Raw genomic sequence first — 13529 nt, forward strand, 5'->3', positions numbered from 1 at the left:
AGCCCGCGAAACTCGACGCCATGACCGAAACGGCACTCATCCTGATCGACGTCCAGCGCGGGTTCGACGACGCGGCGTTCTGGGGCCCGCGCAACAACCCCGGCGCCGAAGCGAACATGAAGGCGCTGCTCGACGCGTGGCAGGAGCGGCGGCTGCCTGTCGTGCTCGTGCACCACGACTCGGCGAAACCGGACTCGCCGCTGCGGCCCGGCCAGCCGGGCAACGACTTCAAGCCCGAACTCGACGGCGCGCGGCCGGACCTGGTGTTCGGCAAGAAGGTCAACTCGGCCTTCATCGGCGACGTCGACCTCGACGCGTGGCTGCGCAAGCGCGGCATCACGAGCTTCGTCCTGGCCGGGATCCAGACGAACTTCTGCTGCGAAACCACCGCGCGGATGGGCGGGAACCTCGGCTACGACGTGACTTTCGCGCTCGACGCGACGTTCACCTTCGACCTCCCGGAGGTGACGGCCGACGAGCTGTACCGCGTGACGGCGGCGAACCTGGCGAACCAGTTCGCCACCGTCAAGTCCACAAAGGACATCCTGGCGGCGCTCAGCTGAGCCCGTTGCGCTCCCGCACGAGGTCGACGATGCCCGCCATGATGTCGGTCAGTTCGTAGTCCTTGGACGTGAACACCCGGGCGATGCCGCGTTCGGTGAGCAGCGCGGCGTCGTCCGGCGGGATGATCCCGCCGACGATCACCGGCACGTCGCCGGCACCCGCGGCGCGCAGGCCGTCGACGACGTTCGGGACGACTTCCAGGTGCGAGCCGGACAGCACGGACAACCCGACGACGTGCACGCCCTCCTGCACCGCCGCCGCGACGATCTGCTCGGGCGTCAGCCGGATGCCCTGGTAGACGACCTCGAAACCGACGTCGCGCGCCCGGACGGCGACCTGCTCGGCGCCGTTGGAGTGCCCGTCGAGGCCCGGCTTGCCGACCAGGATCCGCAGCCGCTCGCCCAGTTCGGCTTCGGTGGCGCGGACGCGTTCGCGCACCCGCTCGATCCCCGGGTCGCCGTTGCCCGCGGCCGCCGCGGAAACGCCGGTGGGCGCTCGGTATTCGCCGAACACCTCGCGCAGCGCGCCGGACCACTCGCCGGTGGTCACGCCGGCCCGCGCACAGTCCACAGTGGCCTCGAAGAGGTTTTCCGTCGTCTGCGCGCGTTCCTTCAGCGCGGCCAGCGAGCGCTCGACGGCGTCGTTGTCCCGCCCGGTGCGCCACTCTTCGATCGCGGTGACGGCGGCCTTTTCGACGGCGGGGTCGATCGTCTCGATCGCCTTGGCGCCCTCAGCCTGCAGCGGCGACGGCTCGGTCGTTTCGAACTTGTTGACCCCGACCAGGATCCGCTCGCCGTTCTCCATCCCGCGCCGGTATTCGGCGAGGGAGGTGACCAGCTGCGACTTCATGTAACCGCTCTCGACCGCGGCGACCGCACCCCCGAGGTCCTGCACGCGGGCGATCTCCTCGCGCGCGCCGGCCATGATCTCGTCGACCTTGGCCTGGATGACGTGCGAGCCGTCGAAGATGTCCTCGTACTCCAGCAGGTCCGTCTCGAACGCGAGCACCTGCTGCATCCGCAGCGCCCACTGCTGATCCCACGGGCGGGGCAGGCCGAGCGCCTCGTTCCAGGCGGGCAGCTGGATCGCGCGGGCGCGCGCGCCGCGGGACAGCGACACCGCGAGCATCTCCAGCACGATCCGCTGGACGTTGTTCTCCGGCTGGGCTTCGGTGAGCCCGAGCGAGTTGACCTGGACGCCGTAGCGCAGGCGGCGCGCCTTCGGATCCGTTACGCCGTAACGGTCCCGCGTGATCTCGTCCCAGAGCGCGGTGAACGCGCGCATCTTGGACATCTCCTCGACGAACCGGACGCCGGCGTTGACGAAGAACGAGATCCGCGCGACCACCTTGGCCATGTCGGCCTGCTCGACCTGCCCGGAGTCGCGGACCGCGTCGAGCACGGCGATCGCGGTGCACAGCGCGTACGCGACCTCCTGCGTCGGCGTCGCGCCGGCTTCCTGCAGGTGGTAGCTGCAGATGTTGATCGGGTTCCACTTCGGCACGTGGTGCACGGTCCACGCGATCATGTCGGTGATCAGCCGCAGGCTCGGCCCCGGCGGGAAGATGTAGGTCCCGCGGGAGAGGTATTCCTTGATGATGTCGTTCTGCGTGGTGCCGGTGAGCTTCGCGAGGACTTCGTCGACGTCGCGCCCCTCGGCTTCGGCCTGCTCGCGCGCCACGGAGACGTACAACGCGAGCAGCCACATGGCCGGCGCGTTGATCGTCATCGACGTGTTCGCCTCGGCGAGCGGGATGCCGTCGAAGAGCCGCCGCATGTCACCGATGTGCGAGACCGGCACGCCGACCTTGCCGACCTCGCCGCGGGAGAGCTGGTGGTCCGGGTCGTAGCCGGTCTGGGTCGGCAGGTCGAACGCCACCGAGAGCCCGGTCTGCCCCTTCGCGAGGTTGCGCCGGTAGAGCTCGTTCGACGCCGCCGCGGACGAGTGCCCCGCGTACGTGCGCATCACCCACGGTCGGTCTCGCTCGTGGTCCGTTGGGTACGGCACTGGGCACCTCCGGCGGTGGACGTTTCGTCGAGTGTACCGACCGGTAACTTTTGGTGGCAGTGGAATCCGACACGTCCGGGTGACTCAGTGCGCGGCCTGCGCCCGCGCGATCAGGTCGCGGACGCGCTCGGCGTCCGGCACCCCGAAGGTCACCGTGCCGACCCCGCCTTTCCCGGTCGACGACCACGGCGAGCTTGGGCGGCCCGCCGTCGGCGTGGGGGAAGATGGCGGTGAACGCGGCCGGTTGCCTCAGGCGGCCGAGGTGTCCGGCTCCGGCGGTGCCTGGCGGGCCTTGGCCTCGTCGATGGCCTTGGCCAGCAGGTCGCGCACGCGCTTCGGCTCGCCGACGCCGATCAGCGTCACCGCGCCGGGCGTGCCGAACGTGAGCGTGCCCGTGCGCGACGGTCCGGGCTTGAGGACCGGCGCCGCCAGGCCGGCCAGTTCGCTGGCGCGTTCCTTCTGCCGGAACAGGCCCGAGCGCGCGATGATCCGGCTGTCGGTCACCGCGTACGTCGTGCGCCCGAGCGCGAGGTAGCGGACGAGCGAACGGCCGATCGCGCCGTACAGACCGATGGCGAGGACGACCACGGCCGCGACCGCGGTGGCACCGGCCGGCTGCTGCGCGAGCAGGAACCACAGCGCGGCGGCGGTGACGACGAGCCCGGCAGGGGCGATCACCCCGTCCGCGGCGACGTAGAGCGGGCGCTGGACCGGTTCTCCCGCCCAGAGCACGCGCTCACCGGGCAGAAGCTCGATTTCCCCTGCTGACATGGCAGAACACTACTCTGCGCGGGCCCCTCCCGCCGAGCTCGCACGCTCCGTGCCCGGCCGGTCGCTGCGCGGCGAACGGTGTGACCGAAATCCGCGAGACCAGGGGCGTTCCCGTCGGTTAGCGTGGCGGCCGTGACGTGGAGCGTGTACGGGTCTTACCTGGTCATCGTGGTCCTGATCGTGCTCGCACCGGGGCCCGACACGATGGTGATGCTGAAGAACGCGCTGTCCGGCGGGTTCCGCGGCGGGCTGCTCGCGTCGCTCGGCATCTTCGCCGGCAACGCCGTACAGGGCAGTGCCGCGGCGCTCGGGCTCGGCGTCCTCATCGCGCGTTCGCAACCGGTGTTCCTCGCACTGAAGTGGGTCGGCGCGGCCTACCTCGTCTTCCTCGGCGTCCAGGCGCTGCGCGGGGCCTGGCGCGGCAACTACGAAGTCGTCGCGCAGGCGCAGCGCCGCAAGGGCGGCGGCTTCCGGCGGTTCCGCGAAGGGTTCCTCTCCAACATCACCAACCCGAAGGTGCTGGTGCTGTACCTGTCGGTGCTCCCGCAGTTCCTCGACCCCGGCCGCACGACGACATGGGACGCGCTGGCGCTGGCCTACACCGTCGCCGTGCTCGGTGCGGCGTGGCTGCTGGTGCTGCTGGTGTTCGTGCACCGCGTGCGCGCGTGGCTCGAACGCCGCCGGGTCGCCGTACGCTGGACGGCGTCACCGGCACCGCGCTGCTCGGCTTCGGCGCCGCTCTCGCACTGGAGTCCTGATGTCCGTGAGCACGTACGCGGGGTTCGCCGCGATGATGGCGTTCCTGGCGATGATGCCCGGCCCGGACACGATGGTCGTGCTGAAGAACGCACTGACGGGCGGCGCCCGCGGCGGCGCGTGGGCGTGCGCGGGCATCACAGCCGCGAACTTCCTCCAGGGCACGGCGGCGGCCCTCGGCCTGGGCGCGGTGCTGACGCGCTCCCAGCCGGTGTTCGAAACGGTGAAGTGGCTGGGCGCGGCCTACCTGGTCTTCCTGGGAGTCCAGGCCCTGCGCGGCGCCTGGCGCGGCGACTACGCGGCCCTGGACGACATCCGCCGCGCCCGCGCCTCCCGCGGCCGCCGCTTCCGGGAGGGTTTCCTTTCCAACATCACCAACCCCAAGGTGATCGTGCTGTACCTGTCGGTACTCCCGCAGTTCCTGACCCCGACGTCGACGTTCGGCGATTCCCTGCTGCTGGCGTACACGGTGGCGGCGCTGGGACTGGTGTGGCAGGTGCTGCTGCTGTTCTTCGTGCACCGGGTGCGCGGCTGGCTGCAACGCCGCCGCGTCCGCCGCGTGATGGACGGCGTGACGGGCACGGCCCTTTTGGGCTTCGGCGCGGCGCTCGCCCTGGAGTCCTGACCTGCCTTTCGCGCCCCCCGGCGGTTCGTGCGCGGCCGGGTTCCGGTGGCCGGACGTGCCGATCGCTGAGTAGTCCACAACCGGAGACCGCTGTGGACAAGCAGGCCACCCCACGGCCTTCCGGCCGGTTTTGTCCGCCGCCGCCGGTAAACTGGACCAGGGCACGCCCCCCGGAGGAGGGCGGGGGCTGCTGTCGGGGCGGTGGCGGCCGGGGTGGGCCGCAAAAGCCCGGTCGAGATCTGCTTGCGCGGCCCTGCTCGCACCCTCGACGGCGTCACCGGCACCGCACTCGTCGGTTTCGGAGCGGCGATTAAAGCGTCCGGTCCAGCCAGTCGTAGACGCGGCCGGTCGCGAGGCGCTGGGCACCGACGTGGCAATGTGCGTCCGCGCCCTCCTCCGCCGTGAACGTCAGCAGCGTCTTCGGCGCGTTCAGGTGCGCGTACAGCCGCCGGGGTTCGGTCTCCTGCTCGCCGCCGAAGAACAGGTCGTCCGCTGCTTCGCAGACCAGCGTCGGGCACGTGATCTGCTCCGCGATGCCGTCCTCCAGCGTGTACTCCAGGTACTTCGCGACGAACTCGCGGTCGGTCGCCGCGCCCAGGACGTAGCGGCCGTGGTCGCATGCCCAGCGCAGGGTCGGGCTCGCCTCGCGGCCCGCTGCCAGCAGCGCGTCGAACTCCGGGTCCTCCTCCGCGTTCGCCCGGCGGACGATCTCCGCGCGGTCCCACGGCAGGAACCCGGCCACCGCCGCGCCCGCGTCGTACACGCCGTCCACCGCGACGAGCGCCGCCAACCGGCTTTCGAACGCCGCCGCGCGCGGGGCCAGCATGCCGCCGAGGCTGATGCCGAGCAGCGCGACGCGGTCCGGGTCGACGCCCTCGATGCCGAGGACGAAGTCCACCACCGGCGTGACGACGTGCTCCCAGTCCGGCCGGAACACCAGGTCGTCGTGCCGGATCGCGCTCGGCTGGCCCGGACCGTCGAACGTCAGCACGTGGTAGCCGCGCTCGGCGCCGCCCGCCGCGCCCAGGTAGTGGCATTCCTCGGCGCTGCCGTCGAACCCGCTGTGGATCAGCAGCACCGGCTTCGGCCCGGCGCCCGGCGCGCGGTAGAAGTAGCCGCGCAAAACCGTGCCCTCGTACGGGATTTCGACCGGCTCGGCGACGGCGGCCCGCCGGAAGCACTCGACGCTGCGGTCGTAGGCCGCCGCGATGCGCGGGTCCGCCGGGTCGCCGTGCAGGAAGAACTCCGCCGAGAAGTAGTACGTCGACGCGCGCAGCAGCAGGTCGCGCGCGGTCACCGGGCTCGCGTCGGCCGCTTCGGCGTACAGGCGGTCGGCCAGGCCGCGGTAGGCGTCGTGCCAGCTGTCGTAGTCGCCCGGCTTCACCGTCGACGCCGCCGCGAGGACCTCGCCGAAGTCCGAGCCGCCGTAGGCCGCGTGGCCGAACAGGCGGAGGGTCTCGAACCAGAACTGGACGTCTTCTTCGAACATGAGCTGCTTCATCGGATCTCTTCCTCCACGAAGGTTTCGAACGACCGGGCGGCCCGCCCGGTGACCTGCTCGACGACGGGCGTGACGCGGTCTTCGGCGCCGCGCCGGATGTCTTCGTCGAGCGCGGCGAGCACGCGCGCGAACTCGGCGGGGATGCCGGACGCGGTCAGGCGAGCCGCGTACTCGGCCGTGCCGACCGGGCGGTGGCGCACCGCGCGGCCGGTCCGCGCGGCGATGATCGATGCGGCTTCGGAATAGCTCAAAGCACCAGGACCGGTCAGCACGTGTTCGGTGTTGTGCGGTTCGGCGTCGGTCAGCGCGCGGACGGCGACCGCCGCGATGTCCCCGGCGTCGACGAACGCGACCCGGCCGTCACCGGTGGCGGTCACGATCTCGCCGTCCCGCACGCCCTGCGCGACCAGGTGCTCGCCGGTGAAGTTCTGCATGAACCACGACGGGCGCAGCACGGCCCACTCCGGCACCGTCCGCACCAGCCGCGGCAGCTCGCCGAGGCCGGGCGTGTCGTCGGTGACGGCGGACGAGCTCAGCAGCACGATCCGGCGGACCCCGGCGTCGAGCGCGTCCGCCACGAACGGCGCCACCAGGCCCGCGGGAGCGGCTTCGCCGATCGGCGCGACGAGGTAGACGGCGGAGGCGCCGCGCAGGGCCTCGGCGTGGGTGGCGCGGTCGGCCCAGTCGAACCGGACCTGACCGGGCTCGCCGGGCTTGCGGGTCGCCGCGCGCGCCTCGGCGCCGTTCGCGCGCAGGCCCGCGACGACCCGCCGGCCGGTGGTGCCGGTGCCGCCGACGACCAGGACGTCAGCCACGGTCGCCGCCGGCGAAGGCCTCGGTCAGCGCGTCGGTGCCGCCGAGCAGCTCCGCCGCCGCCTGCGGGCTCCAGTAGTCGCGGTAGCGGCGGATCTCGCCGTTCTCGACGGTGATCACGGCGATGTAGGACAGCTCGTACGGCCGCTGCGTCGCGACGACGACGCCGGCGACGGTGAACTCGGCGACGACCACGGCCGGGTCGGTGGTCTCGTGCACGGTCTTCGCCGTGACCTCCCGGATGTCCAGGAGGTTCGGGTAGTCGCGCAGGTACTCGCGGATGGCCTCGCGGCCCTCGACGCGCGCCGGGTAGCCCGGAGCGGCGAACGGGAATTCGAGGACGCCGTCCTCGGCCCAGAGCCCGGCGAACCCGGCCATGTCGTGCTTCAGCAGCAGCTCGAGCGCGTGGTCTACGAAGTCGCGCATCGCAGCCTCCTTACGTTCGGACGATACGGTACCGTCCCGACGTAAGACTAGACGGGACGGTACCGTCCCGTCCACCCGCTACACTGCCACCATGGCACGCACCCCGACCGGCGCCGCGGTCCTCCAGCCCGAGGTCACGCAGGCCATCAGCGAAGCCGTCATGTGGGAACTCGCCGAGCAGGGCTACGGGCGGCTGTCGATGGAGGCCGTCGCGAAACGCGCCGGTGTCAGCAAGAGCGCGCTGTACCGGCGGTGGGCGTCGAAGGAGCACATGATCGCCTCCGTGGTGACGGAGTTCAGCGTGACCCGCGCGGCGGAGGTCGACACCGGCTCCCTGCGCGGAGACCTGCGCGAGACGATGCAGGCGCTGATCGACTGGCTCACGCACCCGCTGTTCTCGCGGATCCTGCCGGACCTGGTCGCGGAGGACGCCCGCACCCCGGAGCACGGCCGCGGCTTGCGCGAAGCCATCGGCGGTCCGCGCCGCGAGGTCGGCGAAGCGATGCTGCGCCGCGCGATCACCCGCGGCGAGCTGCCCGCGAACCTGGACATGGAAATGGCGCTGGACGCCCTCGCGGCACCGATCTACTGGCGGCTGGTGGTCCGGCTGGCCGAGGCGGAGCCGGACTACGTGGACCGCCTGGTGGCGTACGCCCTGCGCGCGCTGGGGGCCCGGGAGGTGTGAGTCAGAGCAGGTCGGCCAGATCCATCGCGAAGTCGAACGGATCCGAGACCGCCAGCTTGCGCTTGTGCGCGCCGGACGACGTGTACACCCGGGTCGTCGGGTCGAGCCGGTAGCAGAAGACCGTGAGCCCGCGGACGTCGTCGGTCTCGTTCTCCACGCGCCAGAAGTGCGGGATCCCGGCGGCGGCGTACTCCGCGGGCTTGTCCGTCTGGTCCGCGGTGATCGAGCCGGGTGACATCACTTCGATCACCAGCGAGCAGTGCTCCGGCCGCAATACCTCGTCGGTGTCGAGCGACGCGTCGTAGACCACCAGGTCGGGACGGCGGTTGAGCAGCGGCACGTCCCGCAGGCGGAGATCGACGTCGAACTCCACCGCCAGTTCGGCTCCGCACGCCTCCTCGAGCGCGTAAGACATCCGCCGGATGATCTTCTGGTGCGGGCGGCGCGGGGCCGGGTTCACGACAATCGCTCCATCGACGATCTCGATGACACGGCAGACTTCCTCGGGCAGCGCTTCGTAACCTTCGACCGAAAGGCCTTCGGGGGGGAGCACCATCCAGTCGGGCAGCGCCGTCATCGCAACCCCCTGTCCGCGGTTTACAGAAGTTTACGATACCTGTCGCATGCTCAGGCCCGCCCGGGCTCGCCGCTCACCCGCTCGATGTTCGCGCCCAGCCGGTTCAGGTTCTCCACGAAGTGCGGGTAGCCGCGGTCGATGTGGAAGACGTCCCAGACCTCCGTGACGCCGTCCGCGCACAAGCCCGCCAGCACCAGGCCGGCGCCCGCGCGGATGTCGGAGGCCCAGACCGGGGCACTCGAGAGCTGCGGGACGCCGCGGACCACCGCGTGGTGGCCGTCCGTGCGGGCGTCGCCGGACAGGCGGACCATCTCCTCGATGAACCGGAAGCGCGCCTCGTAGACGTTCTCCGTGATCATCGACGTGCCCTCGGACACCGCCGACAGTGCTACCGCGAAGGGCTGCAGGTCGGTCGCGAAGCCGGGGTACGGCAGCGTCACCCAGTCGACCGCCTTCGGGCGCTCCGGCTGGATCACCCGGAAGCCTTTGTCGTCGAACGTCTCGACCTCGGCGCCGGCGAGCTCCAGCTTGTTCAGCACCAGGTCGAGGTGGTGCGGGTTGACGCCGCGGACAGTGATGTCTCCGCGGGTCATCGAGGCGGCGAACGCCCAGGTCGCGCCGACGATCCGGTCGCCGATCACGCGGTGCTCGGTCGGGTGCAGCTTCTCGACGCCGTGGACCGTGAGCGTCGACGTGCCCGCGCCTTCGATCTTCGCGCCCATCTCGACGAGCATCGTGCAGATGTCGGCGATTTCGGGCTCGCGCGCACAGTTGTCGATGACCGTGGTGCCCTCGGCCAGCACGGCCGCCATCAGGATGTTCTCGGTCGCGCCGACGCTCGGGAAGTCGAGCCAGATCTGCGCGCCGACCAGCGTCTCGGCCTTCGCGACGACGCAGCCGTGCTCGATCGTGCTCGTCGCGCCCAGCTTGCGCAGGCCGTTCTGGTGCATGTCCAGCGGGCGCGAGCCGATCGCGTCGCCGCCCGGCAGGGCCACGACGGCCTGCTTCAGCCGGCCGACCAGCGGCCCCAGCACGCAGACGGACGCGCGCAGCTTGCCCATCGCCGCCGAGTCCGCGCGGTGCGACAGCTCGGCCGGCGTCGTGATGGTGGCGGTGTCGCCCTCGATGACGACCTCGCAGCCGACGCTCCGCAGCACGTCGCCCATCAACGGGACGTCCAGGATCTGCGGGCAGTTCGTGATGGTCGTGGTGCCTTCCGCGAGGAGGGCCGCGGCCATCAGCTTCAGCACGCTGTTCTTGGCGCCGACCACGTCGACCTCGCCGACCAGCCGGGCTCCGCCATGCACGTCGAAGTGCTCGCTCATGGCCGCCAATCATGCCCTCTCGCCCGGATTCGGCCCGGGCGGGGGCCGCTATGGTGGGTTCATGGTCGTTCGCATCAACCGCGTCTACACGAAGGTCGGCGACAACGGCACGACCGCGCTCGGCGACGGGTCCCGCGTGCCCAAGACGTCCGCCCGGCTGGGCGCGTACGCGGACACCGACGAGACGAACTCGGTGCTGGGCCTGGCGATCGCGATGGGTGGTTTGCCGGACGAAGTGGCGGACGTGCTGCGTACGGTGCAGAACGATCTCTTCGACGTCGGCGCCGACCTGTGCCTGCCGATCTCCGACGACCCGCCGTACCCGCCGCTGCGGATCACCGAGAAGTACGTCGAGCGGCTCGAGGGCTGGTGCGACGAGTTCAACGAGCGCCTGCCGAAGCTGACGTCGTTCATCCTGCCGGGCGGGACGCCGGGAGCGGCGTTCCTGCACCAGGCGCGCACGGTGTCCCGCCGGGCGGAGCGTTCGGCGTGGGCGCTGTACGAGGCCGAGCCGGAGACGACGAACCCGATCGCGCTCAAGTACCTGAACCGGCTCTCGGACCTGCTGTTCATCCTCTCCCGGCTGGCGAACCCGGACGGCGACGTGCTGTGGCAGCCGGGCGGGCAGCCTTAGCTCAGGGTCGGCCGCCACCGGTACAGCGTCGTGGAGTCGCTGGGCCAGGGGGTTTCCGCGGCGCCTCGAAGCTCGAAGTCGTCGACGGCGAGGTCGACGCGACGCCACCCCGCCTCCCTGGGTTCGGACGGGCCGGCCACGCGCACGAGACCGAGGACCCTGGGCTCGATCGCACCGCAGCTGAACCGGATCGTCCTCCCAGAAGCACACGCCGCAGATCTCGTAGGAGCCCGGGGGCTCCCCGAACACCAGGTGCCCGCAGCAGGGGCACGGATAGCCCGCTTAGGCAACCACGAGCGTCAGCCGTGCTCGCGCGCCGCCCGAAAGCGCTCGAGCTCCGGCAGCTCGTCGAACTCGCCCATCAGATCCCCCAGCCCTCCCGCAGCGTCGCCAGCGCCTGGTGGAAGCCCGGGAAGGTCTTCTTCACGCAGTCCGGGTCGTCCAGGGTGATGCCGTCCGTGTGCAGGCCCGTGATGCTGAACGCCATCGCGATCCGGTGGTCGCGGCGGCACTTGATCTGCGCGCCGACCGGTGTGCCCGGCTGGATCTCGATCCAGTCGCGGCCCGTCTCCACCTCGATGCCCAGCGCGCGCAGGTTCTCCTCGCACGCGTCCAGGCGGTCGCACTCCTTGATGCGCGTGTTGTAGACGTCCTCGATGCGCACCGGCCCGGACGCGAACGGGGCGATCGCCGCCAGGGTCGGGACGGTGTCCGAGATGTCGCGCATGTTCACCGTGACGCCGCGCAGGCCGTCCGACGGGCCGGCCACCGTGACCGAATCGGGAGTCAGCTCGACGTGCGCGCCCATCTGCTCCAGGACGTCCACGAAACTCAGGTCGCCCTGCAGCGCGGACGAGCCGAGGCCCGGGATGGTCACCGTGCGGCCGGTGACCGCCGCCGCGGCCAGGAAGTAGCTCGACGTCGACGCATCGGGCTCCACCGGGTAGTCGCACGCCTGGTACGGCGTCGGCGGAACGACGAACGTCTGGCCTTCGCGTCGGACGTCCACACCGAATTGCCGCATCATCGAAAGCGTGATCTCGACGTAGGGCACCGACACCAGGTCGGTCACCGTGATCCGCAGGCCCTCCGCGGTCAGCGGCCCGAGCAGCAGCAAAGCCGTCAGGAACTGCGAGGACAGCCCCGCGTCGAGGGTCAGCGAACCGCCCTTGACGCCGTTCGCGCGGACCGTCAGCGGGTGGTGGCCGGGCTCGCCCTCGAAGGTGAGGTCGACGCCGAGCTCCTGCAGCGCGTCGGTCAGCGGCCCGAGCGGGCGGCGGCGCATCTGGTCGGACGCGTCGAAGTGGAACGTCCCGGCGCCGGCCGCGGCCAGGGCGGGCAGGAACCGGGCCGTCGTGGCGCCGTCGCGGCAGAAGACGTCGGCGGAAGCGACGCCCGGGCCCGCGGGCCGGCCCTCGATGGTCCACGCGCCGGGCTGCCGGTCGACGCGGTAACCGAGCTTGACGAGCCCCTCGGCGAAGCCCTCGGTGTCGTCCGAGTGCAGCGGACGGCCGAGGGTCGTGGTGCCGTGCGCGGCAGCGGCCAGGAACAAGCCGCGGGCGGTGACGGATTTGGAGCCGGGGATCTCGACGAGGGTCACGAACCCCAGTTTAGTGGGGCTGGATCTCGGCCATCGGGCCCCAGTCGGAGGCGTCCTGGACGTTGATGATCCGCGGGTTGTCGCTGATGTAGGCACCCAGGTTCGCGACCGCCCACTTGAAGTGGTCGGAGCCGACGTGCGCGACGGCGGCGTCCTGGCCTTCGAAGCCCTCGACCAGCACGTACGTGTTCGGGTCCTCGAGGCTGCGGGACCACTCGAAGAACCGGTTGCCGTCTTCGGCGCGGGTATTCCGGGTATAGTCGGCGACGATTTCCGGCCAGTTTTCGGCGTGCTCCGGCTTGACCGGGAACTTGACCACGATGAAGATCATGGCCTCAACCGTAAGCCAAAACGGCGGCCGTGACTGTCCCAGTTTGAGACAAGGACAGCGTCAGGAAGCCCGGGGAAGACGTCGCCCGGGCGGGGCGGATTCCAGCCAGGAGAGGAACCCGGTGAGCGCGCCCGGGCCCATGGCGATCTCGATCGCTTCCTGGGTCTCCGACTCGCAGCGCAGCACCGTCGAGCCCTCGGGAACGGCGTAGGCCTCGCTCCCGGACGGGTCGCGCCGGTCGGCGATCTGCATGCTTTCGCGCTGGAAGACGCGGTCCGGACCGGTCCGCAGGCTCCACACGCGGTACCAGACGAACTCGTCGCCCTCGTAGCGGCCGAGCCCCAGGTGCCAGCTGGACCGCGCGGCGTCCGGACGCCACCGCAGCGCGACGCTCACGCCCCCGCCGCGGCGCATCCGGATCCACCGCTGGCCGTACCAGGCGGCCAGCACGGCGAGCACGATCAGGAGCCCGACTACCACCACGGTGATCTTCACGGCCCGGCTCCTGCCCGTCTCGCGCTCAGGCCGACTGACCTGCCGCGCGGAGCTGGGCCGTGGCCCTCGTCCGCTCGGTCTCGTCGTCGGCGTTCAAGGCCGCCTTCGCCGCGTCGACGTCGATCTCGTCGGACAGTTCGGCGCTCTCGGCGAGGATGCTCACCCCGGTGGCGGTGACCGACAGGAACCCGCCGTGCACGGCCGCGCAGACCGTCTCGCCGTCGGTCGTCGTCACCTTGACGACGCCACCTTCGACGAGCTGCCCGAGCACGGGTTCGTGGCCGGCCATGATGCCGATCTCGCCCTCGGTGGTCTGGGCCACCACGAAAGTGGCGGTACCCGACCAGAGACGGCGCTCGACGGCCACCAGCTCCACGGACATCTCAGCCACGTAGCACTCCTTCGCTCGGGGTGTTACC

The 13529-nt window shown here is 71.1% G+C and carries 15 protein-coding genes and 2 pseudogenes; 5 read left to right on the top strand and 12 right to left on the bottom strand.

Annotated features, from left to right (window positions below; all coding sequences use genetic code 11):
* Positions 1 to 20 precede the first annotated feature (20 nt).
* Entirely contained in the window at positions 21 to 563 is a 543-nt protein-coding gene (locus ACLJQM_RS17315) for a cysteine hydrolase family protein (RefSeq protein WP_360765475.1), read from the top strand.
* Here the strand turns inward: ACLJQM_RS17315 and ACLJQM_RS17320 are convergent.
* Both ACLJQM_RS17320 and ACLJQM_RS17325 read right to left on the bottom strand, forming a co-directional pair.
* Positions 556 to 2571, bottom strand: coding sequence for a protein meaA (locus ACLJQM_RS17320; protein WP_410632021.1), 2016 nt, complete (start codon positions 2569 to 2571; stop codon positions 556 to 558). The genes ACLJQM_RS17315 and ACLJQM_RS17320 overlap by 8 nt on opposite strands.
* Positions 2572 to 2820: 249 nt before the next feature.
* Positions 2821 to 3342 carry a PH domain-containing protein gene (locus ACLJQM_RS17325; RefSeq protein ID WP_410632022.1) on the bottom strand — a complete coding sequence of 174 codons (522 nt, stop codon included), beginning with the start codon at positions 3340 to 3342 and terminating at the stop codon, positions 2821 to 2823.
* A gap of 132 nt (positions 3343 to 3474) precedes the next feature.
* Between ACLJQM_RS17325 and ACLJQM_RS17330 the strand changes: the two are divergent.
* Both ACLJQM_RS17330 and ACLJQM_RS17335 read left to right on the top strand, forming a co-directional pair.
* Positions 3475 to 4100, top strand: a pseudogene (locus ACLJQM_RS17330) (LysE family translocator).
* Complete coding sequence (locus ACLJQM_RS17335; protein WP_410632023.1) at positions 4100 to 4723, top strand: LysE family translocator; 624 nt, start codon at positions 4100 to 4102, stop codon at positions 4721 to 4723. The pseudogene ACLJQM_RS17330 and the gene ACLJQM_RS17335 overlap by 1 nt, the downstream one beginning before the upstream one ends.
* 310 nt (positions 4724 to 5033) lie before the next feature.
* Here ACLJQM_RS17335 and ACLJQM_RS17340 read toward each other — a convergent pair whose 3' ends face one another.
* From ACLJQM_RS17340 to ACLJQM_RS17350, 3 genes are read right to left on the bottom strand one after another with little or no spacing between them, the layout of a single operon-like run.
* A complete protein-coding gene (locus ACLJQM_RS17340) occupies positions 5034 to 6224 on the bottom strand; it encodes an alpha/beta hydrolase family protein (protein ID WP_410632024.1) in 1191 nt (396 codons plus the stop codon).
* A complete protein-coding gene (locus ACLJQM_RS17345) occupies positions 6221 to 7039 on the bottom strand; it encodes an NmrA family NAD(P)-binding protein (RefSeq protein ID WP_360765461.1) in 819 nt (272 codons plus the stop codon). The genes ACLJQM_RS17340 and ACLJQM_RS17345 overlap by 4 nt, the downstream gene beginning before the upstream one ends.
* Positions 7032 to 7463: a nuclear transport factor 2 family protein gene (locus ACLJQM_RS17350; RefSeq protein ID WP_410632025.1), complete on the bottom strand. Its 432-nt coding sequence runs from the start codon at positions 7461 to 7463 to the stop codon at positions 7032 to 7034. The genes ACLJQM_RS17345 and ACLJQM_RS17350 overlap by 8 nt, the downstream gene beginning before the upstream one ends.
* Before the next feature lie 91 nt (positions 7464 to 7554).
* On the opposite strand from ACLJQM_RS17350, the gene ACLJQM_RS17355 reads away from it, so the two are divergent.
* Complete coding sequence (locus ACLJQM_RS17355) at positions 7555 to 8148, top strand: TetR/AcrR family transcriptional regulator (RefSeq protein ID WP_247019156.1); 594 nt, start codon at positions 7555 to 7557, stop codon at positions 8146 to 8148.
* Between the two features lies 1 nt (position 8149).
* Here the strand turns inward: ACLJQM_RS17355 and ACLJQM_RS17360 are convergent, their stop codons facing one another.
* Both ACLJQM_RS17360 and murA read right to left on the bottom strand, forming a co-directional pair.
* The gene (locus ACLJQM_RS17360; protein ID WP_247019155.1) at positions 8150 to 8725 is read right to left on the bottom strand and encodes a Uma2 family endonuclease; all 576 of its coding nucleotides are present in this window, start codon (positions 8723 to 8725) and stop codon (positions 8150 to 8152) included.
* A 50-nt stretch (positions 8726 to 8775) separates the two neighbouring features.
* Positions 8776 to 10050 (bottom strand): UDP-N-acetylglucosamine 1-carboxyvinyltransferase, encoded by a 1275-nt coding sequence (gene murA / locus ACLJQM_RS17365; RefSeq protein WP_247019154.1) that lies wholly within the window; start codon positions 10048 to 10050, stop codon positions 8776 to 8778.
* Positions 10051 to 10111: 61 nt separating this feature from the next.
* On the opposite strand from murA, the gene ACLJQM_RS17370 reads away from it, so the two are divergent.
* Positions 10112 to 10684, top strand: coding sequence for a cob(I)yrinic acid a,c-diamide adenosyltransferase (locus ACLJQM_RS17370; protein ID WP_360765453.1), 573 nt, complete (start codon positions 10112 to 10114; stop codon positions 10682 to 10684).
* Between the two features lie 174 nt (positions 10685 to 10858).
* On the opposite strand, the pseudogene ACLJQM_RS17375 reads toward ACLJQM_RS17370, so the two are convergent.
* The 5 genes and pseudogenes from ACLJQM_RS17375 to ACLJQM_RS17395 form a co-directional block, all read right to left on the bottom strand.
* Positions 10859 to 10948: pseudogene (locus ACLJQM_RS17375) on the bottom strand (CPCC family cysteine-rich protein); the annotation flags it as partial.
* Positions 10949 to 11045: 97 nt separating this feature from the next.
* Positions 11046 to 12284: a 3-phosphoshikimate 1-carboxyvinyltransferase gene (gene aroA, locus ACLJQM_RS17380; protein WP_410632026.1), complete on the bottom strand. Its 1239-nt coding sequence runs from the start codon at positions 12282 to 12284 to the stop codon at positions 11046 to 11048.
* Between the two features lie 10 nt (positions 12285 to 12294).
* Positions 12295 to 12615, bottom strand: a complete 321-nt coding sequence (locus ACLJQM_RS17385; protein ID WP_360765449.1) for a putative quinol monooxygenase — start codon at positions 12613 to 12615, stop codon at positions 12295 to 12297.
* 60 nt (positions 12616 to 12675) lie between these two features.
* A complete protein-coding gene (locus ACLJQM_RS17390) occupies positions 12676 to 13110 on the bottom strand; it encodes a DUF2550 domain-containing protein (RefSeq protein WP_125312947.1) in 435 nt (144 codons plus the stop codon).
* 25 nt (positions 13111 to 13135) lie between these two features.
* A complete protein-coding gene (locus tag ACLJQM_RS17395; RefSeq protein ID WP_086865364.1) occupies positions 13136 to 13501 on the bottom strand; it encodes a F0F1 ATP synthase subunit epsilon in 366 nt (121 codons plus the stop codon).
* Positions 13502 to 13529 lie beyond the last annotated feature (28 nt).

It is taken from the genome of Amycolatopsis sp. cmx-4-83, assembly GCF_046548815.1.
GTDB classification, from domain to species: Bacteria; Actinomycetota; Actinomycetes; order Mycobacteriales; family Pseudonocardiaceae; genus Amycolatopsis; species Amycolatopsis pretoriensis_A.

Coding starts and splice junctions, on each gene's coding strand:
- murA (WP_247019154.1), bottom strand. CDS start 10,050: ATGAGCGAGCACTTCGACGTGCATGGCGGAGCCCGGCTGGTCGGCGAG.
- ACLJQM_RS17350 (WP_410632025.1), bottom strand. CDS start 7,463: ATGCGCGACTTCGTAGACCACGCGCTCGAGCTGCTGCTGAAGCACGAC.
- ACLJQM_RS17325 (WP_410632022.1), bottom strand. CDS start 3,342: ATGTCAGCAGGGGAAATCGAGCTTCTGCCCGGTGAGCGCGTGCTCTGG.
- ACLJQM_RS17370 (WP_360765453.1), top strand. CDS start 10,112: ATGGTCGTTCGCATCAACCGCGTCTACACGAAGGTCGGCGACAACGGC.
- ACLJQM_RS17315 (WP_360765475.1), top strand. CDS start 21: ATGACCGAAACGGCACTCATCCTGATCGACGTCCAGCGCGGGTTCGAC.
- ACLJQM_RS17335 (WP_410632023.1), top strand. CDS start 4,100: ATGTCCGTGAGCACGTACGCGGGGTTCGCCGCGATGATGGCGTTCCTG.
- ACLJQM_RS17340 (WP_410632024.1), bottom strand. CDS start 6,224: ATGAAGCAGCTCATGTTCGAAGAAGACGTCCAGTTCTGGTTCGAGACC.
- ACLJQM_RS17385 (WP_360765449.1), bottom strand. CDS start 12,615: ATGATCTTCATCGTGGTCAAGTTCCCGGTCAAGCCGGAGCACGCCGAA.
- ACLJQM_RS17360 (WP_247019155.1), bottom strand. CDS start 8,725: ATGACGGCGCTGCCCGACTGGATGGTGCTCCCCCCCGAAGGCCTTTCG.
- ACLJQM_RS17355 (WP_247019156.1), top strand. CDS start 7,555: ATGGCACGCACCCCGACCGGCGCCGCGGTCCTCCAGCCCGAGGTCACG.